A 24,562-nucleotide genomic window follows, 5' to 3' on the forward strand; every position below is an offset into this window, starting at 1 on the left:
CTGTCGGCGACAGGCCCCGGGAGCACTACCCTTTCAGACCACCGAGGAATTCGGCGCGGGTGTCGGGCTGGGTCTTGAAGACGCCGCCCAGGGAGGTGGTGGTAGTGTAGGAGGTGGAGTCCATCACGCCACGGGCCTTCACGCAGAAGTGGGTCGCCTTGATGCTGATGGCCACGTCCCTGGTGCCAAGCAGGGTCTGCAACGCCAGCAGGATCTGCTGGGTCAGCCGCTCCTGTACCTGGGGACGGCGGGCGAAGAACTGCACGATGCGGTTGATCTTCGACAGGCCAATCACCTTGCCGCGGGGAATGTAGGCCACGTGGGCAAAGCCGTCTATGGTGACGAAGTGGTGCTCGCAGGTGCTGGTGAGGCTGATGTCCCGCACCATGATCATCTCGTCCACCTTCATCTTGTTCTCGATCACCGTCACCTTGGGGAAGGTGGCATAGTCGAGGCCGGAGAAGATCTCGTTCACGTACATCTTGGCAATGCGGTGCGGGGTCTCGGCCAGACTGTCGTCGGCCAGATCCAGTCCCAGCGTCTCCATGATGGCGCGCATATGACCTTCGATTTTTTCCTTTTTCTGCTGGCCGCTCAATTCATTGGCCACCAGAGGTGTCTCAAGGCCCTCGGCCTCGAGCGCCGCCCTGACCAACAGGGCTTCCTGGCTTAAGCTCGTCATCGTGTTTATCTCCCACGCTCAGGGACTGTGCTGGCCTGCGGCATGGTGCCGCGGCGCAATCTTACAGGGCGATTATTGTCATAATTCTGTCTAACTCAAGCCCGGTGCCCGACTTTATGCCAAACCACCCCGTTTTGTCCGCACCGGCCTGCCCATTCGGGGGCAAGGCGCACGGCCGTGCCGCCTCTTCCCCACCTGCCATCCCGCGCAAGCCTCGCCCTGGTTACCCATCAGGAGGTAATTCAACGGGATAGCGCCCCATAATCCGATCACTCCGGGGCATCTGCCCCCCATTACCGCACCTTCGGCCTGCCCATCGGAGCGGATTTTTGGGATAATCCGCCCCCTACACACCAGAGAGGTCATGATGATGGGATTCGATACCGGTGCACTCCTCCCCTTGGACAAGGCCCTGCAAGGGATGCTGGAACAACTCACCTGCTGCTGCGAGACGGAGCGGTTGCCCCTGCCCCAGGCGCTGGATCGGATCCTGGCCGAGGAGATAAGCTCCCCCCTCTTCGTCCCCCCCTTCGACAACGCCGCCATGGACGGCTATGCCGTGCGCCTGGCGGATCTCGCCGCCGGGATGCCGCTCCCCGTGGCGGGCAAGGCCTTTGCGGGCCAGCCCTATGAGGGGGAGTGGCCCGCCGGCCACTGCATCCGCATCATGACCGGGGCCCCTGTGCCCCCGGGTGCAGACGCTGTGGTGATGCAGGAAGAAACGCAAGCCGGCGACAACGGGATCACTTTCCTGACCGCGCCCACGCCTGGCCAGAACATCCGTCGCCGCGGCGAGGATCTGGCGCAGGGCGCCCGGGTGCTCGAAAGCGGCCTTCGCCTGAGCCCCAGAGAGCTGCCGCTGCTCGCCTCCCTTGGCATCGCGAGCGTCACGGTGCGCCGTCCCCTCAGGGTCGCCATCTTCAGCACAGGGGACGAGCTCAAGCCTCTGGGCACCCCGCTCCAGCACGGGGACATCTACGACTCCAACCGCTACGGGGTCAAGGCGATGCTGAGCCGCATGGGCTGTGAGTGCCTGGACCTTGGCATCATCCCCGATGATCCGGCGGCCCTGCGCGCCGCCTTCTTGCAGGCCGACCGCGAGGCCGATGCCCTGATCACCACCGGGGGGGTCTCGGTGGGGGAAGCGGACTTCACCAAGCAACTGCTCGAAGAGCTCGGGGAAATTGGCTTCTGGAAGCTCGCCATCAAGCCGGGCAAACCCTTCGCCTTTGGCCGATTGCCAAACGCCTGGTTCTTCGGTCTGCCGGGCAACCCGGTCTCCGCCATGGTCACCTTCGATCAGCTGGTGCAACCGGCCCTGGCCAGACTGGCCGGTCAGCAGTTTGCACGCCCGCACCCCCTCCAGGCCCTGGCGACAGAGCCGCTCAAGAAGAGCCCGGGGCGCCTGGACTTCCAGCGCGGCATCCTGAGCGTGGGCCCCAATGGCCTCGAGGTACGCAGCACCGGCTCCCAGGACTCCGGGGTGTTCAGCTCCCTCTCCCGGGCCAACTGCTACATCGTGCTCGAACAGGAGCGCGGCAAGGTAGCCGCCGGTGAGACGGTCACCGTCGAGCCCTTCTCGGGGCTGCTGCTGTGAGCGAGATCCTGAGCGACGCCGAGCTCCTTCGCTACAACCGCCAGATCGTGCTCAAATCCTTCGACTTCGAGGGGCAGGAGGCGCTCAAGCAATCCCGCGTGCTGGTCATCGGCGCCGGGGGCCTCGGCTGCGCCGCCAGCCAGTATCTGGCGGTGGCCGGGGTCGGCCACCTCACCCTGGTGGATTTCGATCGGGTGGAGCTCTCCAATTTGCAGCGCCAGGTGCTGCACAGCGACGCGCGCATCGGCCAGCTCAAGGTGGAGTCCGCGGCGACGTCCCTGCGCGCCCTCACCCCCTGGCTCGAGGTGGAGACCCACGCCGCCCTCGCTGACGAGGCGCTGCTCGATGCCCTGCTGCCACGCCATCAGCTGGTGCTCGACTGCACCGACAACGTCGCCATCCGCAACCTCCTCAACCAGCGCGCCCGCCAGCACAAGGTGCCCCTGGTCAGCGGCGCCGCCATCCGGCTGGAAGGGCAGCTCTGCAGCTTCACCTGGCAGGAGGATGAGCCCTGCTACGCCTGTCTCAGCGCCCTCTTTGGCGAGCAGGCCCTCACCTGTGTCGAGGCGGGGGTACTGGCCCCCGTGGTGGGACTGGTGGGCAGTCTGCAGGCGCTCGAGGCCATCAAGCTGCTGGCGGGCATGGGCAAAAGCTACAGCGGCCGCCTGCTGATGATCGACGGTCTGGGTGGCAGCTTTCGCGAGCTGAAGCTTCCCAAACGCCCCGACTGCCCGGTCTGCTCAAGGCCCTGAGCAGTGCCCACAAAAAAGCCGAACCCCCGGGTTCGGCTTTTTTATCTACCTCTGCTGTCTGCTCCCCTCAATGGGTTGAGAGGATCCGCTGCAACAGATGATTGAACCCGGCAGGATCTTCCGCCGGCCAGGCGTGGTGACCATCCGGGGTGTGGATGGTGGCATTGGGCAGTGAGGCGAACTGCTCCACCCGCCGCGCCAGGGGCAGATAGTCGTGACTGGTGGAGATGATGGCCACCGGCTGCCAGAGGGTGCCGAGACGAGCCCGCACCGACCAGCCGGGTAGCGCCTCCAGCAGCGCCTTGTAGGTCTTCTTTTTGTTGCGCACGAAGCGCCCCCGGAAGGTGTGGCGCACCTGGGCGAGATCGGGGCCGGGAAAGAGCTCGCGACCGAGCCACCACGCCAGCGGCCGCATGCCGAACCAGCGCAGCCACTTGAGGCGCATGGCATAGCGCTCCTGCTCCTTTGGCGTCTCCAGCAGAAATTCGCTGAAGCCGTTGACCAGCACCAGCCCCTGCACCTTGTGGGGCAGTTGCAGCGCCAGCTCCAGCGCCACCATGGCACCGAGCGACAACCCCACTACCCAGGCAGGCTCGGGCTGTTCGTCGAGCCAGCGGGCCACATCCGCCGCCAGGGTGGGCACGTCAAAGGGCCCCTCCTGCATGCTCTGGCCGTGGCCGCGCAAGTCGATGGCCACCACCCGGTAACGCTCGGAAAAGCGCTCGATCTGCGCCTGCCAGTCGAGGCTGGAAGAGCCCAGCCCGTGCAGCAAGAGCAGCAAGGGCCCCTCCCCCGCACTGCGCAGGGCCAAGCCATGGGATTTCATTATCTGATTGCGACGCACCCGTCCCCCCTTTCTCGACGCCATGCCGGCCACTCAGGGCCAGCCAATCCGTACTCCGGTCCCCTGTCTACCCCTCTCCCACCAGGCTCACCGCCTTGATGTAGGCGTAGAGGCGCATGGCCGGCGTCAGGGCGAGCCGCTGCGCGGAGCGGCTGGTGATCCGGGCCAGCAGTATCTGCTGCCCCAGCGCCAACTGCAACAGGGTCTGCCCGGGTCGCACCTCCCGCACCTCCAGCAGCCGGGTCTCGAGGCAGTTGGAGAGGCTGGAGTGCACGATGGGCTCGGTGGCGATCACCAGATCCCGCGCCGCCACCTTGATCTGCAAGGGGCCCGCTTCATCGGGGGCATGCTCCATGGTCACCATCAGGGTCTGCTCCCCGAGTCGCAGGGTCGCCATCTGCTCGTGCTCGTCGTAGTGGGACAGGGTCGCCGAGAGCATGACCCCGACGTCGTCGCGACTGGCCAGCGACAGGTCGGTGCGGGCGAAGATCTCCTCGGGGGTGCCCTTAGCCTCCACCCGTCCCTCTGCCAGCAGCACCAGTCCATCGCAGAGCAGGCTCACCTCCTCCATGGCGTGGCTGACGAAGATCATGGGGATGCCGCTCTCCTGCTGCAAGCCCTTGAGCACGTGGGCCTGATGGATGCGGCTGCGCCTGTCCAGCGCCGAGAAGGGTTCATCCAGCAGCAGCAGATCAGGCTCGGCCAGCAAGGCCCTGGCCAGTGCCACCCGCTGACGCTGACCCCCGGAGAGGCCGTGGGCCGGTTGCCCCAGCAGCTCGGCAAAGCCGAGGCGCGCAGCCAGATCCTCTGGCTGCCAGCGCCCCCTCCCCTTGCGAGCCGCCAGTTGCAGGTTGCCGAGCACGCTCAGGTGGGGGAAGAGACGAGCATCCTGAAACACCAGCCCGATGCGCCGCGCCTCGGGGGGCAGGGCTGCAAGCTCGCGCCCCTGCCAGCGCAGGGCATCGCCCGGGGCCCTGTCGAGCCCGGCGATGATACGCAGCAGGGTGCTCTTGCCACAGCCCGAAGGACCGAACAGGCCGAGGATGCGGCTGGGGGGCAACGCCAGATCGCACGCCAGGGTGAAGGGGCCGAAATCACGTCTGGCCTTGAGGTAGAGGCTCATCCGAACAGCCTCCGTTGCCGGCGTTGCAGCACGCCGTAGACCAGCACCAGCATCACCAGGGAGAAGCCCATCAGGCCGCCTGCCAGAATATGGGCATTCTGGTAATCCATCGCCTCCACGTGATCAAACAGGGCAATGGAGAGCACCTGGGTCTCCCCGGGAATGTTGCCGCCAATCATCAACACCACCCCGAACTCCCCCAGGGTGTGGGCAAAGCCCAGCGCCGCCGCCATCACGAAGCTGGGCAGCGTCATGGGCAGGATGATGCGAAAGAAACGCTCAAACGGGCCCATCCCCAGGGTGGCTGCAGCCTCCAGCTCCTTGTTGCCCATGTTGACGAAGGCGGAGGTGAGGGGCTGTACCACGAAGGGGAGCGAGTAGATGACGGAGGCGATGAGCAGGCCGAGGAAACTGAAGGCGAGCGGGGCTCCGAAGGTCTCCCGCCACCAGCCACCGAGGCCGTACTCCGGGGAGAAGGCCAGCAGCAGATAGAAACCGAGCACGGTGGGCGGCAGCACCAGCGGCAGGGCCACCATGGCTTCCACCAGAGGGCGCAGCCGGTGCTGGCTGCGAGACAGCCACCAGGCGAGCGGCGGCGACAGCAGCAGCAGGATGGCAGTGGTGCTGGCCGCCAGTTTCAGGGTCAGCCAGACCGCCAGCAGATCCCCTTCACTCATAGGGTCCCCTCTCGGGTGTCGATAAAAAACAGGGCGCCGTCATGACGGGCGCCGCCTTGGGACACGTCAGACACCGGATCTGGCCAGCACGGAGCTGGCCTGCAGACGCCGGGCGCTTACTGCGGCAGGGCGTAACCCGCCGCCTTGATCTGCGCCTGTCCCGGCCCCTTGAGCCATGCGACCAGGGCATCCACCGCCGCCCCTTTCTTCAGCACCAGGGCCTGCTGCTCGATGGGGGGATAGAAGCTGGCCGGCACCGCCCAGGCTTCGCCGGTCTTGCCCGCCTCCACCAGATTGGCCCAGGCGACAAAGCCCAGCTTCGCATTGCCGGTGTCGACGAACTGCCAGGTCTGGCTGATGTTGGTGCCGGTCAGCACCCGATACTGTTTGGGATCGATCTTGAGATGAGCCAGGGTCGCCATGGCGGCGGCGCCATAGGGCGCTGTCTTGGGGTTGGCGATGGCCAGCTCCCCCTGCCAGTGGCGCAAGGTGGCCTCGTCGGGAGCAGGCCCCCCCTTCTGCCAGAGGCCGAGCTGACCGATGGCATAGGTGAAGCGTTCGCTCCCCTTGCCTTCCGACTCCAGCTTTTGAGGGGTCGCCACGTCGGCCGAGAGGAAGAGATCGAAGGGCGCACCGTGGGTGATCTGGGTATAGAGCACGCCGGTGGCCGCCGAACTGATGACGACGCTGTGGCCGGTCTTGGCGGTGAACTCCTTGCCGATGCGCTCTATGGTGCCCTTGAAGTTGGCCGCCACCGCCACCTTGACCTCGTCAGCCAGCACAGTCCCGCTGTAAATGCCGCTTGCACCGACACCCAGCAACAACACGGATACCCATCTCTTCATTCCGTTGCTCCTTATGTTCCGGCACGGCCGGATCGATTGACACGAGCCCGAGGCTCACTCCCCTTGTTGCCAGCGGGCCAGGGCGGCGTCATCGCTCGCCCTGGCCTCGACCCAGCGTTGCACCCCGTCGGCGGTCAGCTCTTTTTTCCAGAACGGCGCCCGGGTCTTCAAGAAATCCATGATGAAGTGGCAGGCCTCGAAAGCCGCCTCGCGGTGGGCGCTGCTCACCACCACCAGCACAATCTGATCCCCGAGCAGCAGCTCGCCGATGCGGTGAATGAGGGTACACTCCTGCAGCGGCCAGCGCCCGCGGGCCTCGGCCACGATGCCCGCCAGCGCCTTCTCGGTCATGCCGGGGTAGTGCTCGAGGGCCAGCCCCTTCACATGCTCCCCCTGATTGAAGTCGCGCACCTTGCCGACAAAGCTGACAATCGCGCCTGTGTCCTGCCGGGCAGCGAGGCGGGCATATTCGTCGGCCAGCGAGAAGTCAGCCCGCTGCACCAGAATGCGATCTGTGATGGCTACGTCGCTCATGGCTCAACCTCCGGTCACCGGCGGGAAGAAGGCGACCTCATCCCCGTCATGGAGGGGGGTATCCAGCGGCACCAGGGTCTGGTTGACCGCCACCAGGAGCTTGCCGGATTCGAGCGCCAGCGCCCACTTGTCACCCCGCTCGCTCAAGGCGGCGCGAAGGGCATCGGCACTGGCGTAGTCGCAAGGCAGGCTCAGCTCGTCGCAGCCGACCAGCTCACGCACCTGCGCAAAAAACAGAACCTTGATCATGCCTGCTCTCCTTTGGTCGCACCCAGCTGGAAATGACCGGATTTACCGCCCTTTTTCTCCACCAGACGCACCTGCTCGATCACCATGTCCTTTTGCACCGCCTTGCACATGTCGTAGATGGTCAGGGCCGCCACCGAGGCGGCGGTGAGCGCCTCCATCTCCACCCCGGTCTTGCCCGAGAGCTTGCACAGGGTGCGGATATGGACCCGATTGTGCGCCGCCTGGGGGGCTATCTCTACCTCCACCCGGGTCAGGGCCAGGGGATGGCACAGGGGAATGAGATCCGAGGTCTTCTTGGCCGCCATGATGCCGGCGATGCGGGCGGTGGCGAACACGTCCCCCTTGTGGTGCTGACCACTCAGGATCAACGCCAGGGTCTCGGGGGCCATGGTCACGAAAGCCTCGGCGCGGGCCTCGCGTTCGGTCACCTGCTTGTCGGTGACATCCACCATGTGGGCCTCGCCGCTCTGGTTGAGATGGGTCAGGTTCATCTATGCACCTATCGAAAAATAAGATGGATGATCCGGGTTTACTCCCGGGATCACAGATGGGTCACGAAGTTGCACGGCCGGGTACGGGCGTCGAGCTGATCCCGGATAAGCTGTTCCCAGCCCAGACGGCAGGCGCCGGTGGAGCCGGGCAGGCAGCAGATCAGGGTGCGATTGGCGAGCCCTGCCAGCGCGCGGCTCTGCATGGCGGAGCCTTTTATCTCGGCAAACGAGAGCTGGCGGAACATCTCGCCAAAACCCTGCACCGTGCGCTCGAACAGCACGCCGACCGCCTCGGGCACCCGGTTCTGCTCGTTGAAGCCGGTGCCGCCGTTGATGAGCACCACCTGGACTCCCTCGTCGGCAATCCAGTCGCTCACCTGGGCGCGGATGCGAAACAGGTTGTCGGGACAGAGCGCCCGATCGGCCAGCACGTGGCCGGTCTGGGTCAGGGCCTCGACCAGATAGTCCCCCGAGCTGTCATCGGCAGCGGTGCGACTGTCGGAAACCGTCAGGACGGCGATCTTGAGAGGGATGAATTCGCTGTGTTTGGGTGCCATTGGGGCCATTCCTGTCAATCATTGACCACGAGAGGATGAGGTGAACGCGCCGCACCGTGGTGCCAGCCATGAAAGGAGCCGGTGGGCGCCGCGTTGCCGGGAAGGGATTCTATCAAAAGATGTCTGGCTGGGGGGCGTCATTGCCCATTAATCTCGAAGGCCGCCGGATCCCGGGGATCCGGCGGCCTTCCCATCAGAAGCCTGGCACCCCTTTCATGTCAGGCAGTTGGTGCGCAATCCCTTTGTGGCAGTCGATGCAGGTGTTGGCCCCGCTTGCCAGGTTGGTGGAGTGCATCTGGGCGGCCCGACGCCCTTGCAGGGAGAAGTCCATGTACTCGAAGTTGTGGCAGTTGCGGCACTCGCGCGAATCCGTCTCCTTCATCCGCTGCCACTCCCGCTCGGCCATCTCCCGCCGGTGGGATTCAAACTTCTCGCGGGTATCCACCTTGCCGGTGATCATGCCCCACAGCTCCTTGGAGGCCTGCACCTTGCGGATGATCTTGTAGGTCCACTCGTGGGGTACGTGGCAATCCGGGCAGCTGGCCCGCACGCCGGAGCGGTTGGCGTAGTGGATGGTGTCGCGGTACTCCACGAACACGTTGTCCTTCATCTCGTGGCAACCGGTGCAGAAGGCCTCGGTGTTGGACGCTTCCATGGCGGTGTTGAACCCGCCCCAGAAGATGACGCCACCGAAGAAGCCCATCAGCAGGATGACCCAGAGGGCCGCCTTCGACGGTGACTTGAAGGTGGTCCACAGACGCTTCACAAAGCCGGGTAATTTCATCTATGGGCTCCTCAGTTCAGCGCTTCAACCGGTTTGAAGGTATTGTTCACCAGCGGCTTGGCGTCCGCTTGCGGCACGTGGCACTGCAGACAGAAGTAGCGGCGCGGAGAGACTTCGCCCAGGGTCATGCCGTCGCGGGTCTCGAAGTGGGTGGGGCTTATCTTGGGGGCCTTCATGGCACTGGCGTTCTTGAAGCTGTGACAGGCCAGGCACTTGTTGACCTTGTTGTCCACTTCATAGTTGCGGGTGTCGTGGGGGATCAGCGGGGGCTGGTGCATGTACTGGCGATCGTAGAGGTCGCCATCCTTGCGAAAGTTCTTCAGAGGGGCCGCGTCGGCATCCGTTACCAGATCCGTGCTTCCCCGCTCCGACTTGATGCCCCCCGTGCTGTTGGTGATCTCGGGGACGGCCGCCATCAAGGAACCCGCCATCAGGCAGGCCAGCATTGCTCCAATCAGCTTCTTCATTATGTGTTCTCCGACGTTTTCTCTGCCTTGACGGCAAAACCTACAGTGATTTCAAAAACTTGCTCCGCGCAGACATCGATGCAACGGCCGCAGTTGGTACACTCCTGAGCCGCAATCAAGGGCCCGTGACCACGCCTGGCACCGTGAACGGGGCCGCGCAGGATGGGACGCTCCGGGCAGACCGCATAACAATCCATGCAGTTGCTGCACCGCTCGCGCCCCGAGGCTGCAATCTTGATGAACCCGACCCGGTTGACCAGGGCATAGAAGGCCCCCACCGGACAGAGGTGGCCGCACCAGCCCCGCTCCACCACAAAAAGGTCGAACAGGAACAGCACCGCCAGCAGGCCCCAGCCCGCCCCCATGCCAAACAACAGGCCCCGCAGGGTGAGCGACACCGGGTTGACCAGCTCCCACACCAGCACGCCGGCGATGGCAGGTGCCACCAGCACCATGGCCAGCAGCCAGTAGCGGGTAGCGCGGTTGAACTGACCATTGCCCTTGAGCCCGAGCCGCCCCCTGAGCCAGGCGGCGGCATCGGTGACCAGGTTGACCGGACAGACCCAGGAGCAGAACACCCGCCCCCCGACCAGCCAGTAACCCGCGAGCACCAGCCCGGCCCCGAGCCACAGGGTGGGGATGGGCCACTGGCCCGCCGCCACCGACTGCAACAGGGTCAGGGGATCCGTGAGGGGCACCGTCTCCAGCAGCAGGGAGCTGGAGAGGTTGCCCTTGAGGATCCAGATGCCCGCGAGCGGCCCCAGCAGGAACAGCCCCAGCACCCCGAACTGGCAAAGCCGGCGCAGCAGCAGGAAGCGGTGGGCACGCCACCACCCCAGCCTAGCCATGGCCTCGGCCCCTGGATACCGACTCATAGACCCTCCGGTTTGCGGGTCGGCAGGGTGAGCCTGTCGCCGATGAGGGACTTGCCCGCCTTCGCCTTCTCTTCCCAGCCGAGCCGGTAGTGGTGGCCAATCTCTCCCTTGGCGAGCTGGCGAGGCACCACCTTGATGGCCGCCTCCTCCAGCACGCAGGCGTGCTCGCACTTGCCGCAGCCGGTGCAGAGATCGCTGTGCACCGTGGGCAGGAACATGGCGTGCTTGCCTGTGCGCGGGTTGTGCTGCAGCTCCAAGGTAATGGCCTTGTCGATGAGGGGGCAGACCCGGTAGCAAACGTCGCAGCGCAGCCCCAGGTAGTTGAGGCAGGTCTCGTGATCGATGAGCACCGCCACCCCCATCCGCGCCTGATCGATATCGGTCATGGCCCGATCCAGCGCCCCGCTCGGGCAGGCCGCCACGCAGGGGATGTCGTCACACATCTCGCACGGGACGGCGCGCGCCTTGAAGTAGGGGGTGCCGGTGGTCACGGGTTCAAACAGCCGGGCGAGCTTGAGGGTGTCGTAGGGGCAGGCCAGGGCGCAGAGTCCGCAGCGCACGCAGGCGCCGAGAAACTCGGCCTCGTCGAGGGCGGCCGGCGGGCGCAGCGCCTGGGCAGGCAAAGCCTGCACCTGCTGGCGCGCCACTCCGCCGAGCCCCACACCAAGCAGGCCCACACCGCAGGCCCCCTTGGCCATGTCGGCCAGAAACTGGCGCCGACTACGACTCATCTCGCGCTCCCCCGCCTCAGGCCTTCATGACCTTGACGGCGCACTTCTTGTAATCCGTCTCCTTGGAGAGCGGATCGGTAGCGTCCAGGGTCAGCTTGTTGACCAGCTGGCTCGCGTCGAAGAAGGGCATGAACACCAGTCCCTTGGGCGGACGGTTGCGGCCCCGGGTCTCGACCCGGGTCTTCACCTCGCCCCGGCGGGAGGAGACGATCACCTCTTCCCCACGGCGCACACCGCGAGCCTTGGCATCTTCCGGGTGCATGAAGAGCACCGCATCCGGGAAGGCGCGATAGAGCTCGGGCACGCGACGGGTCATGGTGCCGGTGTGCCAGTGCTCCAGCACGCGACCGGTGGAGAGCCACATGTCGTACTCTTTGTCCGGAGCTTCGGCAGCCGGCTCATAGGGCAACGCGAAGATGACCGCCTTGCCGTCGGGCTTGCCGTAGAAACGCACCCCCTCCCCCGCTTTCACATAAGGGTCAAACCCTTCGCGGTAGCGCCACAGGGTCTCCTTGCCATCCACCACCGGCCAGCGCAGGCCACGGGCCTCGTGATACTGATCGAACGGCGCCAGATCGTGGCCATGGCCGCGACCGAAGGAGGCGTACTCCTCGAACAGCCCCTTCTGGACGTAGAAACCAAAGTGCTCGGCCTCGTCGTTCAGGGCCCCCTTGCTCTGCTCTTTCGGGAACTGGTTCACCTGGCCGTTGGCATAGAGCACGTCGAACAGGGTCTTGCCCTTCACTTCCGGCATCTTGGCAATCAACTCAGCCGGCCACACCTCTTCCACGGTGAAGCGCTTGGAGAACTCCATCAGCTGCCACAGGTCGGACTTGGCGCCTTCCGGTGCCTTCACCTGCTGGTGCCAGAACTGGGTGCGACGTTCGGCGTTGCCGTAGGCCCCCTCTTTCTCCACCCACATGGCGGTGGGCAGGATGAGGTCGGCCGCCTGGGCGGTCACGGTCGGATAAGGGTCGGAGACCACGATGAAGTTGGCCGGGTTGCGATAACCGGGCAGCGCCTCTTCGTTCATGTTCGGGCCGGCCTGCATGTTGTTGTTGCACATCACCCAATAGGCGTTGAGCTTGCCGTCTTTCAGCATGCGGTTTTGCAGCACGGCGTGGTAGCCCACCTGCTCCGGGATGGTGCCTTCCGGCAGCTTCCAGATCTTCTCGGCGATGGCGCGGTGTTTGGGATCCGTGACCACCATGTCCGCCGGCAGACGGTGGGCGAAGGTACCCACTTCACGGGCGGTACCACAGGCGGAGGGCTGGCCGGTCAGGGAGAAGGGGCCGGAGCCTGGCTGGGAGATCTTGCCGGTCAGCAGGTGGATGTTGTAGCAGAGGTTGTTGGCCCAGACGCCGCGGGTGTGCTGGTTGAAGCCCATGGTCCAGTAGGAGACCACCTTCTTGTCTGGATCCGCATAGATCTGGGCCAGCTTCTCGAGCTTGTCCTTGGGCACGCCGGAGAGCTTGGAGACGGACTCCAGATCGTAATCCGCCACGAACTTGGCGAAGTCCTCGAAGCTCATGGGGGTGGAGTCGCCGCTGTCCGGGTTCTTGGCCTTTTGCTGCAGCGGGTTGGTGGGACGCAGGCCGTAGCCGATGTCGGTCACTCCTTTGCGGAACTGGGTGTGCTTGTTGACGAACTCCCAGTTCACCTTGTCGTTCTGGATGATGTAGTTGGCGATGTAGTTGAGGATCGCCAGATCGGTCTGGGGGGTGAACACCATGCCGTTGTCCGCTAGCTCGAAGCTGCGGTGCTCGAAGGTGGAGAGCACGTGCACCTGCACATCCTGGTGGGACAGACGGCGATCGGAGATGCGCGACCAGAGGATGGGGTGCATCTCGGCCATGTTGGAGCCCCACAGCACGAAGGCGTCGGCCTGCTCGATGTCGTCGTAGCAGCCCATGGGTTCATCCATGCCGAAGGTACGCATGAAGCCCACCACCGCGGAGGCCATGCAGTGACGGGCATTGGGATCCAGGTTGTTGGAGCGCAGGCCTGCCTTCATCAGCTTGGCGGCGGCATAGCCTTCCCAGACGGTCCACTGGCCGGAGCCGAACATGCCGACGGCGGTCGGGCCCTTCTCTTTCAGGGTCGCCTTGAACTTCTCGGCCATGATGTCGAAGGCCTGATCCCAACTGATGGGGGCGAAGTTGCCGTTCTTGTCGAACTTGCCGTTCGTCATGCGCAGCATGGGCTGGGTCAGGCGATCCTCCCCGTACATGATCTTGGAGAGGAAGTAGCCCTTGATGCAGTTCAGGCCACGGTTGACCGGTGCATCGGGATCCCCCTGGGTCGCCACGACGCGGCCAGCCTGGGAGCCCACCAGCACGGAGCAGCCAGTCCCGCAGAAGCGGCACGGCGCCTTGTCCCAGGTGATGGCGGTCTTGTCGGTACTGGTGATCAGGTTCGCCGCCAGAGTGGGGGCACTGACACCGGCCACGGCAGCGGCTGCCGCCACCGCATTGGCCTTCATAAAGTCGCGTCGACTCAGCTTCATGACATATCCTCGCATTGCTTAATCACATCAATGACAGCCATTGTGACGAGCCGCGCTGGCTCAGCTCCATGGCGCTTTATTCCTTTGCTCTGGGCTTTTCGTTCATCGAACGCAGACAACAGACCCGGCATCCCGTGTATTACCCGTGGCGGTCAGCGAACGACTCTTGCGCTTCTGCCGCATGACGCCTTATTCCCCATCTTCGGCGTCCATTTCATCGAACTGGTGGTAGATCAGGGCCGCAGAGAGCACCCCGGGCAACCCCTGAATGGTGTCGATGGCCGCCATGATGGGACGCTGGCTCGGCCCCTCCAGGGTCACCACCAGCTTGCCCTCCTCGCTGACGGCGTGGATCTCGGCCCCGTCCAGGGTCGCAATCCGCTCTGCCAGGGCGTGGCGCAGATCGGGCTGGGTCAGCACCACCAGGCTGGATACATGGAACTCTTCTCGCGTCATATCACCGTTTTCCAACTTGTTCGTCTCTTGGGTCATCGCGAAGCCTCGCCACGAGACAGACCGATGCTGATACTGCCCACCGGGCAATCCGCCACGCAGGCCCCGCAGCCATTGCACGACTCGGCATGGATGCCGGGGGTGGGTACGCGCCCCAGCCGGGGGGAAAAGCGGATGGCCTGCTGCTCGCAGCTGTCCTGACAGCGCTGGCAGAACACCTGGGCAGTGGCCAGACAGCCCGCCTCGATATGGGCCACATACTCCCAGGGTGTCTGGGTTGTCGGCCTGAACACCGGCGCCTGGCAGGCGCTGACGCACTCGGTGCAGAAGGTGCACTCGCCGCGGTGAAAATCCACCGTGGGGAAGCCTCCGTCTCCCTTGATCAGGATCTGCTCCGGACAGGCCGCCAGACAGTCGCCGCAGCGGGTGCAGCCAGCCACGAACTCGTCCCAGGAGACGGACCAGGGCAACTGGATCCCGGCCTTGGGGGCGCTCAGGCGTCCCCGAAACAGGCCTCTGCGTGACAAGTTGACCCCGTCGGTCATATCGACTCCTCTTTTCGGGGGCGGATGCCCCCGCGCGGATCCCGTGACTGGCATTTTCAATACCAATTATAAGCGTGGGTGTATATTGCGGCCCTGACAAGTCAGGGGATATACCACCAGGGAGATAAACAGGGGGGATTCTTGCGCTGGATCAAACCCTTGGCGCAATTAGACACAGCAGGGGCAAGGTAAATTACCCCTATGTGAGGATTGATAATTAATCGAAGGTTATTTGAGGTGCACGGCGGCTGTCAGCCGCCGATGGAGGCCAGGTGGGGGGTCATGCCTGCATTGCCTTCATGGAGGCGATGGGTGGCGGCCTTGCCGGTCAGCGCCTGGCGAATACGCCATTGCAGCGCCTCCTGCTGGCTGTCATCGGTGAGCAGATCCCGTAGTTCCACCCCGTTGTCGCCAAAGAGACACAGGTGCAGCTTGCCCTTGGAGGAGACCCGCAGCCGGTTGCAACCGGCGCAAAAATCCTTGCTGTAGGGCATGATGAGCCCCACCCCGCCCCTCGAGTCCGGATGCGTGAACACCTGGGCAGGGCCATCATCGAGGCCGCGCAGCTGCTGCACCCAGCCGCTCTCTTGCAGGCGCTGCTTGATGAGTTCACCGCTGGTATGGTGATCGCGAAACAGGGCGTCCATCTCGCCGGTCTGCATCAGTTCGATGAAACGAAGCTCGATGGGTTTGTCCAGGATCCAGACGAGGAACGTCTCGAGCTGATGATCATTGAGTCCCTTGAGCAGCACGGCGTTGATCTTGACCGACCGAAAACCGGCACTCAGGGCGGCGTCTATCCCCGCCATCACCTCCGCCAGCTTGTTCTCGCCGGTGATCTGGTGGAACTGACGGGGATCCAGGCTGTCGACGCTGACGTTCAGGGCCGTCAGCCCCGCATCGAACCACTCGCGGGCACGCTCCTTGAGGCGATACCCGTTGGTGGTCATTGCCACCTTCTCGATGCCGGGGGTATTGGCCACGGTCTCGATGATGGCCGTGAAGTCGCGGCGCAGGGAGGGCTCGCCTCCGGTCAGACGCACCTTGCGCGTCCCCATGGCGGCAAACCCGGAGACGACGCGACGGATCTCCTCCAGGGAGAGGAAGGACTGGCGCCCCTCACCATCTCCTTTCGGCGGGTGATAGCCGTCCGGCAGACAGTAGGTACAGCGGAAATTGCAGACGTCGGTGACCGACAGACGCAAATAGTAAAAGCGACGGGAAAAACCATCTTCAAGTGGCAACATAAACACCTTTCCAAATACGGGAGGCCAGGGCATTTCTTTCCTGACCCTTTCAGCTCGAACATCGGCTGACGGCGATCTCCCCCTATCTCAATGACTTAGGCAAAATCGCTCGGAGTTCATCTAGTTTTTCGATGCTAGCACAACTTGGAGTACACTCCCATGCTACTTTGTGGGGTCTTTGTGGGTGAAAAGGGAGCCGGTCGGCATGGGAAAATGGTTCAGAGTGCAGTCGGTCAGCAGCGCCATCGGTCGCTCCATGGTGCTGATCCTGTTCATGGCCAGCCTGATCGCCGTGGTGGCCATGGTCACCCTCTTCTATTCGGTTCCCGATGCCAAGGCCATCAACCTGTCGGGATCCCTGCGCATGCAGGCCTACCGCATGGCCTATGAAATCGAGAAGGATCAGGTCGTCCTCGGTCGGCTCGCCCAGTTTGAACAGACCCTTCATGCCCCCGAGCTGCAGGAGACCCAGCGCTGGATCACGCCCGCCTCCCTGCGCCGCACCTATGGTGAAGTCCTCTTGCAATGGCAAGTGATGCGCGAACACATCGAGAATGCCACGCCCAGCCGTTATACCGACAATACGGAACAGTTCGTCGCCGCCATCGATGACTTCGTCAACCAGATGCAGTACCACGTGGAGTTCAAGGTGCGCATGCTGGCGCTGGCCGAGGGGCTAGGGCTGCTCGCCATCATCACCATCGCCTGGTGCACGGTGCGCTTCACTCGCCAGCAGGTGGTGGCGCCCCTCAATCAGCTGGTCTATTGCGCACGCCAGATCCAGCGTCAGGAATTCGATCTCACCCTGCCCCCCCACTGTGAGAACGAGCTGGGAGAGCTGTCGGGAGCGTTCGCGACCATGGCCGACGAGCTTGGCAAACTCTACCGGGAGCTGGAGAGCAAGGTGGAGGAGAAAACGGCCAAGCTGCAACAGGCCAACGACACCCTCTCCTTCCTCTATTCCACCGCCCAGAAACTGCACGCGGCGCCCCTCAGCCGCCGCACCCTGCAAAAGCTGCTGGAGCGGGCCGCCGCCCACCAGCACATCGAGTACATCCGCCTCACCCGCTTCGAGCACAATGCGATGCCGGTCTACATCACAGGTCGCAAGGGGTGGCCGGGGGATCTGGACGCCGTGGTGAGCTTCTACCTGCAGATGGATGACGAGGAGTACGGCCGGCTCGACATGATAAGCGACCACCCCATCGACGAGCGGCTGATGAAGAACTTCTCCATGTTGCTGGCCCAGGTGCTGCACAAGGATCAGACCCTGCTGCAGCACCAGCGCCTGCTGCTGATGGAAGAGCGCGCCGTCATCGCCCGTGAACTGCACGACTCCCTCGCCCAGGCCCTCTCTTACCTGAAGATCCAGGCCACGCTGCTCAAGCGCTCCTTCGCCAAGGGGGACAGGGCCAAGACCGAGGCAGCCATGGAGCAGATCGACGAGGGACTCAGCAATGCCTATACCCAGTTGCGCGAACTGCTCGGCACCTTCCGCCTCAGCATCGGCGATGCCAACCTGGGTGAAGCCATCGCGGTCATGCTCGAGCAGCTCAAACCCCAGACGCACGCCGACATCAGGCTCCAGTACGGACTGACGGACACCGACCTTGAAGCGGGGCAGCACATCCACATCCTGCAGCTGATCCGTGAGGCAGTGCTCAATGCCATCAAGCATGCCAGCGCGCGGCACATTGACGTTAGCTGTGAGACCCTGGCTGATGGTAACATCCAGGTTCAGATTGCAGACGATGGTGTTGGAATAAGGGGCGCAAGCTCGGCGGTGAATCACTACGGTCTCAGCATCATGAATGAACGCGCCAGCAAATTGCGCGGCCAGTTGACCATCAGTGAACCGCCCTCCGGGGGCACCCGCATACACCTGACCTTTCCCACCAGCCTAACAAGAGACGCCTGATGGACGAGATGAAATACAGTGTTCTGGTCGTGGATGACCACCCCCTGATGCGCAAGGGAATTGTGCAACTGCTGGAGTTGGAAGATAACATCGACGTGGTTGGCGAGGCCTCCAACGGCACCGACGCCGTGGCCATGGCCAAGGAGTCCGAACCGGACCTTATCCTGCTCGACCTCAACATGAAGGGGTTGTCAGGTCTCGATACCCTCAAGGCGCTGCGGGCCGAAGAGGTGACTTCCCGCGTGGTGATCCTGACCGTCTCTGACGCCCGCCAGGATGTGGTTGCCCTGCTCAAGGCAGGCGCGGACGGCTATCTGCTCAAGGACACCGAGCCTGACATGCTGCTGGCCCAGCTGGCTGACGTGATGACCGGCAAGCAGATCCTGAGCGAGCCGCTACGTCCCTATCTCGAGAACATCTACGAGCTGGACCACCTGCAGCAGAAGCTGGAGAGCCTGACCCGACGCGAGATGCAGATCATGCGTGAAATCGCCAAGGGGTTGTCCAACAAGCAGGTCGCCTCCGTGCTCCATATCTCCGAGGGAACCGTCAAGGTCCACGTCAAGAGCCTGCTGAAAAAGCTCGAGGCCCAAAGCCGCGTCGAAGCAGCCGTCATGTACCTGGAACAGCGCAACTGAGGTCCAGGCCTCCTGCCAGCAAGGGGTCACCATCCGTGCCTCCTTGCTGGCCCCCTCTTCTTTTCCCCAAATGGCGCGGAACCCGGTGCTCTATTGAGTAGATGGATTATTATTTTCATGACATTGCACGGGAAGGAAACATCGACATGACCTTTGAGCAGATAGAGCTGGTCCAGAAAGCTTGGGGCAGGGTGAGCGCCCTGAACAACAGCTATGTCCAGGAGGTGTATGAAGAGCTGTTCAGATTGTCCCCCGAACTCAGGGCCCTCTTTCCCCCACATCAGGAGCTGCCCGTTGCCAAGGTGTCGGACACCCTGAACACCGTCATCACCAGCCTCTCCCAGCTGGATGCACTGGGTTTCATCATTCGCGATCTCGGCAGGCGTCACCAGCGATTCAACGTTCAGCCCCACCAGTTTGCGCTGCTCAAGCAGGCGCTGACCCAGGTACTGGCACGGCGTCTCGGCAGTGGTTTTACACCGGCACTGGCACAGGCCTGGTCGCAGATGTATGACGAGATAGCCGCCCTGATGCTGGACGGCATGACACAGCACACCGAATTGACCACCTGATCCCCTGGCCTTTGCCCCCAATCGCTGAATGGGTCTGTAACAGGCATTTTGCATGAATCAAATTTGCAATATGCGAAAATAGACTCATTCTGCACACGGGGTATGTTCGGCGCCCTAACACCTCACCTGAATCCCTTTCGCACTACCTTGCTTGCATTCGCGACATCAAATCACAATAGATTGATTTTAAATGGATATTAAAAATAACCACGGGAAATGGCTCACCCCTTCGCCACGCCCCCTCTCTCTGGCACGGTCACTGCATTGTCACATTCAGCAATGACTGATTAGGAGGATGGAACATGAAACTTCAACAACTGGCACTGTTCCCCTTGCCGTCCCATATTCTGCCCGGCGGCAAGCTCCCCCTTCGCCTGTTCGAGCCGCGCCACCTGCAGATGCTCAAGGAGTCCTTCCTCGAGGATCGGGGTTTTGGCATCGTGATGGAAGAGACTACCAGCACGGGTACCTGCGGACGGATTCTCCCGGTCGGAACCCGCGTCAAGGTGACTGATTTTTATACCCTCAACGACGGTTTGCTCGGGGTCACCGTGCTCGGCCTTGAACGCTTCTGCATCCACGAGATGGAAACGGATGACGCAGGCCTCAGGCACGCCCAGGTCGAGCCACTGCCCAACTGGCCGAGTGCGGATTCTGATGTCAGCGACAACCAGCTGGTCAGCCGATTGAGAGAGGTCTTTGCACAATACCCGGAACTGGATGAGCTCTACCCGGACAAGCAGTTCGACGATGCAGCCTGGCTCTGCCAACGCTGGCTCGAGATCCTGCCCATGCCGATCTATGAAAAACAGATGTTGATTGCCAAGCAGAACAGTGAAGCGGCGCGTCAGTTCTTGCGCCGACTGATCGCACAGTGAGTCAAAAAGTGAGTCAACGGTTGGTTTGCAAAACGCGAATTCTCGGCACTGCATTCTTATAATGAAAAAATGAGAATTGCATTTTGCAATCACGGTAGCGATAAATAACACACAATTCAGCTACAGGCCGCAAATAACAGGTTTTGAAAAGTTGGCACGACTTTTTCATATAAAACCGTACAACCCGATTTATCCCGTGCTCTCTTCAGTATTTGCTGAAGAATTGGTCAACCACCAGGTTGACCATTTTTTTTACCCAAAATCGGCCGGCATCACCTGCAATGGCGGAGCAGGCAGCTTCGCAGCCTGGCAAGACTGATGGGTTTGGCCAGAAAATCGTTCATGCCCTGGGCAAGGCAGCGGGCCCTGTCCTCCATCATGGCATTGGCCGTCAACGCGACGATGGGCACCTCGCACCCCATGTCCCGCAGGCGCCGGGTCGCCTCCAGCCCATCCATCTGCGGCATCCGCATATCCATCAGGACAAGGTCCGGCTGCTGCTTCGCCACCTGTGCCAGGGCCTCCAGACCATTGCCTGCCAGCCTCACTCTGCACACTAGCTTCTGCAACATCAGGGATACCACCAGCTGATTGACCGGACTGTCTTCCACCACCAGCACATCCAGCTCCAGTCTGGCGCACTCTTCACTGCCGGGGGCGGCGGCCGGAGCACAGGGAGAGGCCATCCCGGGCAGCTCGAACCAGAAGCAGCTTCCCAGCCCAGGCGTGCTCTGCACGCAAATGTCTCCCCCCATCAGCTGCACCAGCCGCCTGCAGATGGCCAGCCCGAGCCCCGAGCCGGAGAAGCGGCGGGTTGCCGAACTGTCGACCTGATAGAAGGGTTCAAACAGCAACGCCTGATCCTCGGTGGAGATGCCGATCCCCGTGTCGCTGACCATGACCCCCAGCTTTTCCTCCTCCCAGGTCAACGCCAGACGCACGCTGCCGACGGAGGTGAACTTGACGGCATTGCCAAGCAGGTTGCCTATCACCTGGGAGAGGCGGACGGCATCCCCTTGAAGGCGTTCAGGGAGCGTCTCATCCAGATGCCAGTGCAGTGTGATGCCCTTGGCACTGGCCTGTGCCTGCAAGGGCTCCACCAGGGCACGGCACAGCTCGGCTGGCTGAAAGGGTTCACAGTGCAGCGTCAGGGTATGTGACTCTATTTTCGAGAAATCGAGCACATCGTCGATGATGGTCTGCAACAGATGCGCAGAGTGGGTGGCATGGCCGATGAGGGTCTGTTGCGGAGTGTCGAGCCGGCCGTGCTGCAGCAGATCCAGCATCCCCAGCACGGCGTTCATGGGAGAGCGGATCTCGTGGGTCATCATGGCGAGGAACTGGGATTTGGCACGGTTGGCCGTCTCGGCATCATCCCGCGCCCGCGCCAGCTCCTGCTCGCGGCGGATCTGGCTGCCTATCTCCCGCGCCGTGCCCCGATAGCCGAGGAAGCGGCCACCGGCATCATGGCAAGGCTCCGCATTGATCTCCATCCAGCAAGGCCCGCCCACCAGCATCACCTGGGCCCGCATTCCCCGCACCGGCAGATGGTGGGCGATCAGGTGCCGGTAGTGGCTCCAGGCCGGGTCCTGCTTGTCGTGGGCAAAATCATAGAGGCTTCTCCCCGTCTGGCGGGCCAGCACCTCTCCCTGATAGCCAGGGGCAGAGACATAGCTGAGCCTGTGCTGGGGATCGGTCTCCCAGAACCAGTCGGAGGCCATGGCGGCAAAACTGCGAAAACGCTGTTCGCTGGCCTGCAGGGCCAGGGTCTTGAGGTCAACCTGTTCTTGCAGGCGAGCCCGATAGGCGATGTTGACCAGGGCCTGGGAGATGAGCGGGCGACAACGCTGCATCGCCGCCTTGCTCTTGAGATCGAAGGTGCCCGCCACGCTGTGCCGGCAGATGAGCACACCGGAAAACCCCGGTCCCTGCAAGCCTGTCATCATGACGCTGGCCCAGCCCGGTGCCCCTGCCAGCGGCGCCAGCTCAGGCAGTTGGGCGGGATCATAGATGACAAGGGTCTCCCCCTCGATGGCCCTGGAGAAGAGCGGTGTCAGCGACCAGGTCCGGCCCACCTCGTCCGGCTGGGTGCTCAGATGGGTGCTGCCCCCCACGGCCTCCCAGGCAACCACGTCCGCCTGTTCGAATCCGATAAAGGGCTTGAGAGCAAGAATGAGACTCTCCAGTACCTGCTCCAGACTCTGGGCCTGTGCCAGGGTCGCCACCCCGCACAGCAGGGCTTGGGACTCCTCCCGATATCTGGCCTCCCGCTCCCGGCAACGCATCAGCTCCACCAGCGTGGTTTGCAGTTTGTCACCCAGGGTTTCGAGTTCGCTATTGCCTATCATCTTGAATCCAGCACAGTGTCAGCTCTCGAGGAAGATTACGCTCGACACCATGAGGTTGCCGTGTGCCAGCTCACCATGGGGTAATCGTCCCTGTTCACCGAAGGTAAAGGGCGTGATGAAGGGGATCTCACCCAGCCTCTGACTGAATTGACTGACGATGTCCCCCAGCCTGTCCCCCAGTGCCAGCCGACAACCGGCACAAAACACCACCAGGGCGCCAAAGGGGCGCATATTGCTCGCCATGCCATATTCAGGCTCGATATTCACCGCATTCAGGCTGCGCTGCAACAACCCTTCCTGGCTGCTGTACATGAGCAGCAGCCGCTCTCCCAGTCGGGTCTCGGTAAAGAGGCGCAGCCCCTCCCGCGCCGTCACCGCCTCGGGATGGGAGAGCTTGTAGTAGGGCAGGTCATCGAGCATGCCGACCTGACGGGCCAGTGGCGAGAGCGTCGTCTCCCTGAGGATGGGGCCCACCGGCCAGGGCGTCGCACGCTCGGTCCAGCGACCATAGACCCGGGCCGCCGGCTCGTGATCGATGGTCAGCACCTCCCGCCCGTCTATCCCGGTAATGATGCCGCGACACTCGGTGGGTACATAGCCTGAATGAAACTGGAACGCCAGTTGGCAATCGGGGTAAAGCACCGCCAACACGCACCCTTGTGATCCCTCCCCTTCGTCCCAGCACAGCTGCCACTGCCCGACCACGCCGTCGTCTGCCGCCGACCCGCCGACGACGGGAACGGTCGCGCCAAACTCGGCGTCGATCCCCGCGAGCACAACCTCCTCCAGCCCCGGGCTGGTGTGCAGCAACACGAGCTGCGGCAGCTCTCCCGGTCGCCCACCATCGGCGATGGCGCGGCGCAGCAATGCCCGCACATCCGGTTGATCCCCCATCTGGCCAGCCACGCCATAGGCCCCCTTGTCATCATAAAGGGCGGCGACCGACAGGCTCCAGCCATGCCGACCATGATGGCCATCCTGGGTCAGGATACCGCCGCAGGAGCTGCAACCGATCAGCCGGGTATCGGGAAAACGTGCCTTGAGCGCACGGCGCAGTTCCGCCGCCTCGTGTGCTTGGGTAAAATAGACCAGCAACAGCGATGGAACATGGGACGACTGGGCATGCAACCGCTCTGTAACTTGTTGGGCGGCCAGTGGGGTCGTCTCGGCAAGCGAGTGAGCCGTCAGGAAGTTCAACATCGTCTCCTAGGGGTACGGGATGCTGGCATCAAGCAAAAATCATACCCTTATCAAACAATTACCTAGCCATGGAGACTAGAATGGTGCTCACTGGCCTCCCACGGGATCACTGCATGTGGCAGAAAAATATCAATGACTTCGACCGGGTTGTCGCCATCGGCGGCGGGCACGGTATGGGCCGGGTGCTCTCTTCCCTGTCGTTCTTGGGATCCCGGCTGACGGGCATCGTCACCACCACGGATGATGGCGGCTCCACCGGACGCCTGCGCAAAAGCCAGGAGTGCATCGCCTGGGGGGATCTGCGCAACTGCCTCAACCAGCTGGTGACCACCCCCAGCATCGGTAGCCAGCTGTTCGAGCACCGCTTTACCGGCCGCGGCGAGCTGGCGGGCCACAACCTCGGCAACCTGATGCTGCTGGCCCTCGACAACCTCTGCGTGCGCCCCCTGGATGCCATCCGGCTCATCAGCGACATGCTGGAAATTGAGCCCAATCTGCTGCCCATGTCCGAGCACCCCACCGATCTGTGCGCCCACACCGTCTGTGGCGATCAGATCCTGGGGGAGGTCTCCATCGATCAGCTCACCACGCCGCCACGGGCCCTGAGCCTGAAACCGGTCGTGCCCGCCACGCGCGAAGCGGTCGAGGCGCTGAGCCAGGCCGACATGATCATCCTGGGGCCGGGCAGCTTCCTCACCTCCATCATGCCTCCTCTGCTGCTGCGCGAGATTGCGGAGGCGATCCGCAGCAGCCGCGCCATCGTCGTGTTCATCAGCAATCTGGTGGACGAAGAGGGTCCGGCAGGCCAGTTGTCACTGTCCAGTCAACATCGTTGGCTGGAAGAGCGGATAGGCAGCGGCCGGATCGATGCCATTCTGGCTCCCGAGGGCCCCCAGGTACCCGAGCTGCAGCACTGCCTCGTTCGGGCCGAGCTGGGTGAAGCGGCCCTCCCCCACCGCCACGACCGCCTCAAGCTGCGGCTGGCACTCGACACCGTGATCCTGAGCAGGCTTGGCGAGCGCGACATGGCGGGCTGATGCCCTTCTGGA

The 24,562-nt window shown here is 63.2% G+C and carries 26 protein-coding genes and 1 riboswitch; of the genes, 7 read left to right on the plus strand and 19 right to left on the minus strand.

Features of this window, described 5'->3' with window-relative positions; translation table 11 throughout:
* Positions 1-25 precede the first annotated feature (25 nt).
* Entirely contained in the window at positions 26-682 is a 657-nt protein-coding gene (gene folE / locus AB5Y70_RS11030) for a GTP cyclohydrolase I FolE (protein WP_010674171.1), read from the minus strand.
* 370 nt (positions 683-1,052) lie between these two features.
* On the opposite strand from folE, the gene moeA reads away from it, so the two are divergent.
* Both moeA and moeB read left to right on the plus strand, forming a co-directional pair.
* Positions 1,053-2,279: a molybdopterin molybdotransferase MoeA gene (moeA, locus tag AB5Y70_RS11035; protein WP_043154257.1), complete on the plus strand. Its 1,227-nt coding sequence runs from the start codon at positions 1,053-1,055 to the stop codon at positions 2,277-2,279.
* Entirely contained in the window at positions 2,276-3,031 is a 756-nt protein-coding gene (gene moeB / locus AB5Y70_RS11040) for a molybdopterin-synthase adenylyltransferase MoeB (protein ID WP_043154238.1), read from the plus strand. Before moeA ends, moeB begins: the two co-directional genes overlap by 4 nt.
* A 67-nt stretch (positions 3,032-3,098) precedes the next feature.
* On the opposite strand, the gene AB5Y70_RS11045 is transcribed toward moeB, so the two are convergent.
* The 16 genes from AB5Y70_RS11045 to moaA all read right to left on the minus strand — a co-directional run bounded on the left by AB5Y70_RS11045 (position 3,099) and on the right by moaA (position 15,959).
* The gene (locus AB5Y70_RS11045; protein WP_043154236.1) at positions 3,099-3,875 is read right to left on the minus strand and encodes an alpha/beta fold hydrolase; all 777 of its coding nucleotides are present in this window, start codon (positions 3,873-3,875) and stop codon (positions 3,099-3,101) included.
* A 67-nt stretch (positions 3,876-3,942) separates the two neighbouring features.
* Positions 3,943-4,998, minus strand: coding sequence for a molybdenum ABC transporter ATP-binding protein (modC, locus tag AB5Y70_RS11050; RefSeq protein ID WP_043154234.1), 1,056 nt, complete (start codon positions 4,996-4,998; stop codon positions 3,943-3,945).
* Positions 4,995-5,675 (minus strand): molybdate ABC transporter permease subunit, encoded by a 681-nt coding sequence (modB, locus tag AB5Y70_RS11055; protein WP_010674165.1) that lies wholly within the window; start codon positions 5,673-5,675, stop codon positions 4,995-4,997. Before modB ends, modC begins: the two co-directional genes overlap by 4 nt.
* A gap of 116 nt (positions 5,676-5,791) precedes the next feature.
* On the minus strand, positions 5,792-6,520 hold the full coding sequence (modA, locus tag AB5Y70_RS11060; RefSeq protein ID WP_043154232.1) for a molybdate ABC transporter substrate-binding protein: 729 nt from the start codon (positions 6,518-6,520) through the stop codon (positions 5,792-5,794).
* 54 nt (positions 6,521-6,574) lie between these two features.
* Positions 6,575-7,054, minus strand: coding sequence for a molybdopterin synthase catalytic subunit MoaE (moaE, locus tag AB5Y70_RS11065; protein WP_043154230.1), 480 nt, complete (start codon positions 7,052-7,054; stop codon positions 6,575-6,577).
* 3 nt (positions 7,055-7,057) lie between these two features.
* Complete coding sequence (gene moaD, locus AB5Y70_RS11070; protein ID WP_010674162.1) at positions 7,058-7,303, minus strand: molybdopterin synthase sulfur carrier subunit; 246 nt, start codon at positions 7,301-7,303, stop codon at positions 7,058-7,060.
* Positions 7,300-7,794, minus strand: a complete 495-nt coding sequence (gene moaC, locus AB5Y70_RS11075; protein WP_043154228.1) for a cyclic pyranopterin monophosphate synthase MoaC — start codon at positions 7,792-7,794, stop codon at positions 7,300-7,302. The genes moaD and moaC overlap by 4 nt, the downstream gene beginning before the upstream one ends.
* A gap of 50 nt (positions 7,795-7,844) precedes the next feature.
* On the minus strand, positions 7,845-8,351 hold the full coding sequence (moaB, locus tag AB5Y70_RS11080; RefSeq protein WP_039038846.1) for a molybdenum cofactor biosynthesis protein B: 507 nt from the start codon (positions 8,349-8,351) through the stop codon (positions 7,845-7,847).
* 193 nt (positions 8,352-8,544) lie between these two features.
* Positions 8,545-9,135 (minus strand): cytochrome c3 family protein, encoded by a 591-nt coding sequence (locus AB5Y70_RS11085; protein ID WP_010674159.1) that lies wholly within the window; start codon positions 9,133-9,135, stop codon positions 8,545-8,547.
* Positions 9,136-9,146: 11 nt separating this feature from the next.
* Complete coding sequence (locus AB5Y70_RS11090) at positions 9,147-9,602, minus strand: nitrate reductase cytochrome c-type subunit (RefSeq protein ID WP_041212738.1); 456 nt, start codon at positions 9,600-9,602, stop codon at positions 9,147-9,149.
* Positions 9,602-10,477, minus strand: a complete 876-nt coding sequence (gene napH / locus AB5Y70_RS11095) for a quinol dehydrogenase ferredoxin subunit NapH (protein ID WP_043154227.1) — start codon at positions 10,475-10,477, stop codon at positions 9,602-9,604. Before napH ends, AB5Y70_RS11090 begins: the two co-directional genes overlap by 1 nt.
* Complete coding sequence (gene napG / locus AB5Y70_RS11100; RefSeq protein ID WP_043154225.1) at positions 10,474-11,208, minus strand: ferredoxin-type protein NapG; 735 nt, start codon at positions 11,206-11,208, stop codon at positions 10,474-10,476. The genes napH and napG overlap by 4 nt, the downstream gene beginning before the upstream one ends.
* Before the next feature lie 16 nt (positions 11,209-11,224).
* Complete coding sequence (gene napA / locus AB5Y70_RS11105) at positions 11,225-13,714, minus strand: nitrate reductase catalytic subunit NapA (RefSeq protein WP_041215512.1); 2,490 nt, start codon at positions 13,712-13,714, stop codon at positions 11,225-11,227.
* Positions 13,715-13,903: 189 nt separating this feature from the next.
* Positions 13,904-14,206 (minus strand): chaperone NapD, encoded by a 303-nt coding sequence (locus AB5Y70_RS11110; protein ID WP_010674154.1) that lies wholly within the window; start codon positions 14,204-14,206, stop codon positions 13,904-13,906.
* Entirely contained in the window at positions 14,203-14,712 is a 510-nt protein-coding gene (napF, locus tag AB5Y70_RS11115; RefSeq protein ID WP_041212734.1) for a ferredoxin-type protein NapF, read from the minus strand. The genes AB5Y70_RS11110 and napF overlap by 4 nt, the downstream gene beginning before the upstream one ends.
* Before the next feature lie 251 nt (positions 14,713-14,963).
* Complete coding sequence (gene moaA, locus AB5Y70_RS11120; protein ID WP_043154223.1) at positions 14,964-15,959, minus strand: GTP 3',8-cyclase MoaA; 996 nt, start codon at positions 15,957-15,959, stop codon at positions 14,964-14,966.
* A riboswitch (molybdenum cofactor riboswitch) is annotated at positions 15,947-16,086 on the minus strand. It overlaps the preceding gene by 13 nt.
* Positions 16,087-16,164: 78 nt before the next feature.
* On the opposite strand from moaA, the gene narQ reads away from it, so the two are divergent.
* From narQ to AB5Y70_RS11140, 4 genes are all read left to right on the plus strand, one after another.
* Positions 16,165-17,877: a nitrate/nitrite two-component system sensor histidine kinase NarQ gene (narQ, locus tag AB5Y70_RS11125; RefSeq protein ID WP_041215515.1), complete on the plus strand. Its 1,713-nt coding sequence runs from the start codon at positions 16,165-16,167 to the stop codon at positions 17,875-17,877.
* Positions 17,877-18,515, plus strand: a complete 639-nt coding sequence (gene narL / locus AB5Y70_RS11130; protein WP_039038841.1) for a two-component system response regulator NarL — start codon at positions 17,877-17,879, stop codon at positions 18,513-18,515. The genes narQ and narL overlap by 1 nt, the downstream gene beginning before the upstream one ends.
* A 146-nt stretch (positions 18,516-18,661) precedes the next feature.
* Positions 18,662-19,087 (plus strand): globin domain-containing protein, encoded by a 426-nt coding sequence (locus AB5Y70_RS11135; protein WP_041215516.1) that lies wholly within the window; start codon positions 18,662-18,664, stop codon positions 19,085-19,087.
* Positions 19,088-19,389: 302 nt separating this feature from the next.
* On the plus strand, positions 19,390-19,965 hold the full coding sequence (locus AB5Y70_RS11140; RefSeq protein ID WP_041212730.1) for an LON peptidase substrate-binding domain-containing protein: 576 nt from the start codon (positions 19,390-19,392) through the stop codon (positions 19,963-19,965).
* A 272-nt stretch (positions 19,966-20,237) separates the two neighbouring features.
* Here AB5Y70_RS11140 and AB5Y70_RS11145 read toward each other — a convergent pair whose 3' ends face one another.
* Both AB5Y70_RS11145 and AB5Y70_RS11150 read right to left on the minus strand, forming a co-directional pair.
* A complete protein-coding gene (locus AB5Y70_RS11145) occupies positions 20,238-22,313 on the minus strand; it encodes an ATP-binding protein (RefSeq protein ID WP_049636343.1) in 2,076 nt (691 codons plus the stop codon).
* A gap of 18 nt (positions 22,314-22,331) precedes the next feature.
* Positions 22,332-23,513: an FIST signal transduction protein gene (locus AB5Y70_RS11150; protein WP_049636344.1), complete on the minus strand. Its 1,182-nt coding sequence runs from the start codon at positions 23,511-23,513 to the stop codon at positions 22,332-22,334.
* Between the two features lie 113 nt (positions 23,514-23,626).
* Between AB5Y70_RS11150 and yvcK the strand changes: the two genes are divergently transcribed.
* The gene (gene yvcK, locus AB5Y70_RS11155; RefSeq protein WP_029314269.1) at positions 23,627-24,550 is read left to right on the plus strand and encodes a uridine diphosphate-N-acetylglucosamine-binding protein YvcK; all 924 of its coding nucleotides are present in this window, start codon (positions 23,627-23,629) and stop codon (positions 24,548-24,550) included.
* The last annotated feature ends 12 nt before the right edge of the window (positions 24,551-24,562 follow it).

The organism is Aeromonas sp. s1(2024), assembly GCF_040908005.1.
GTDB lineage: Bacteria > Pseudomonadota > Gammaproteobacteria > Enterobacterales > Aeromonadaceae > Aeromonas > Aeromonas caviae.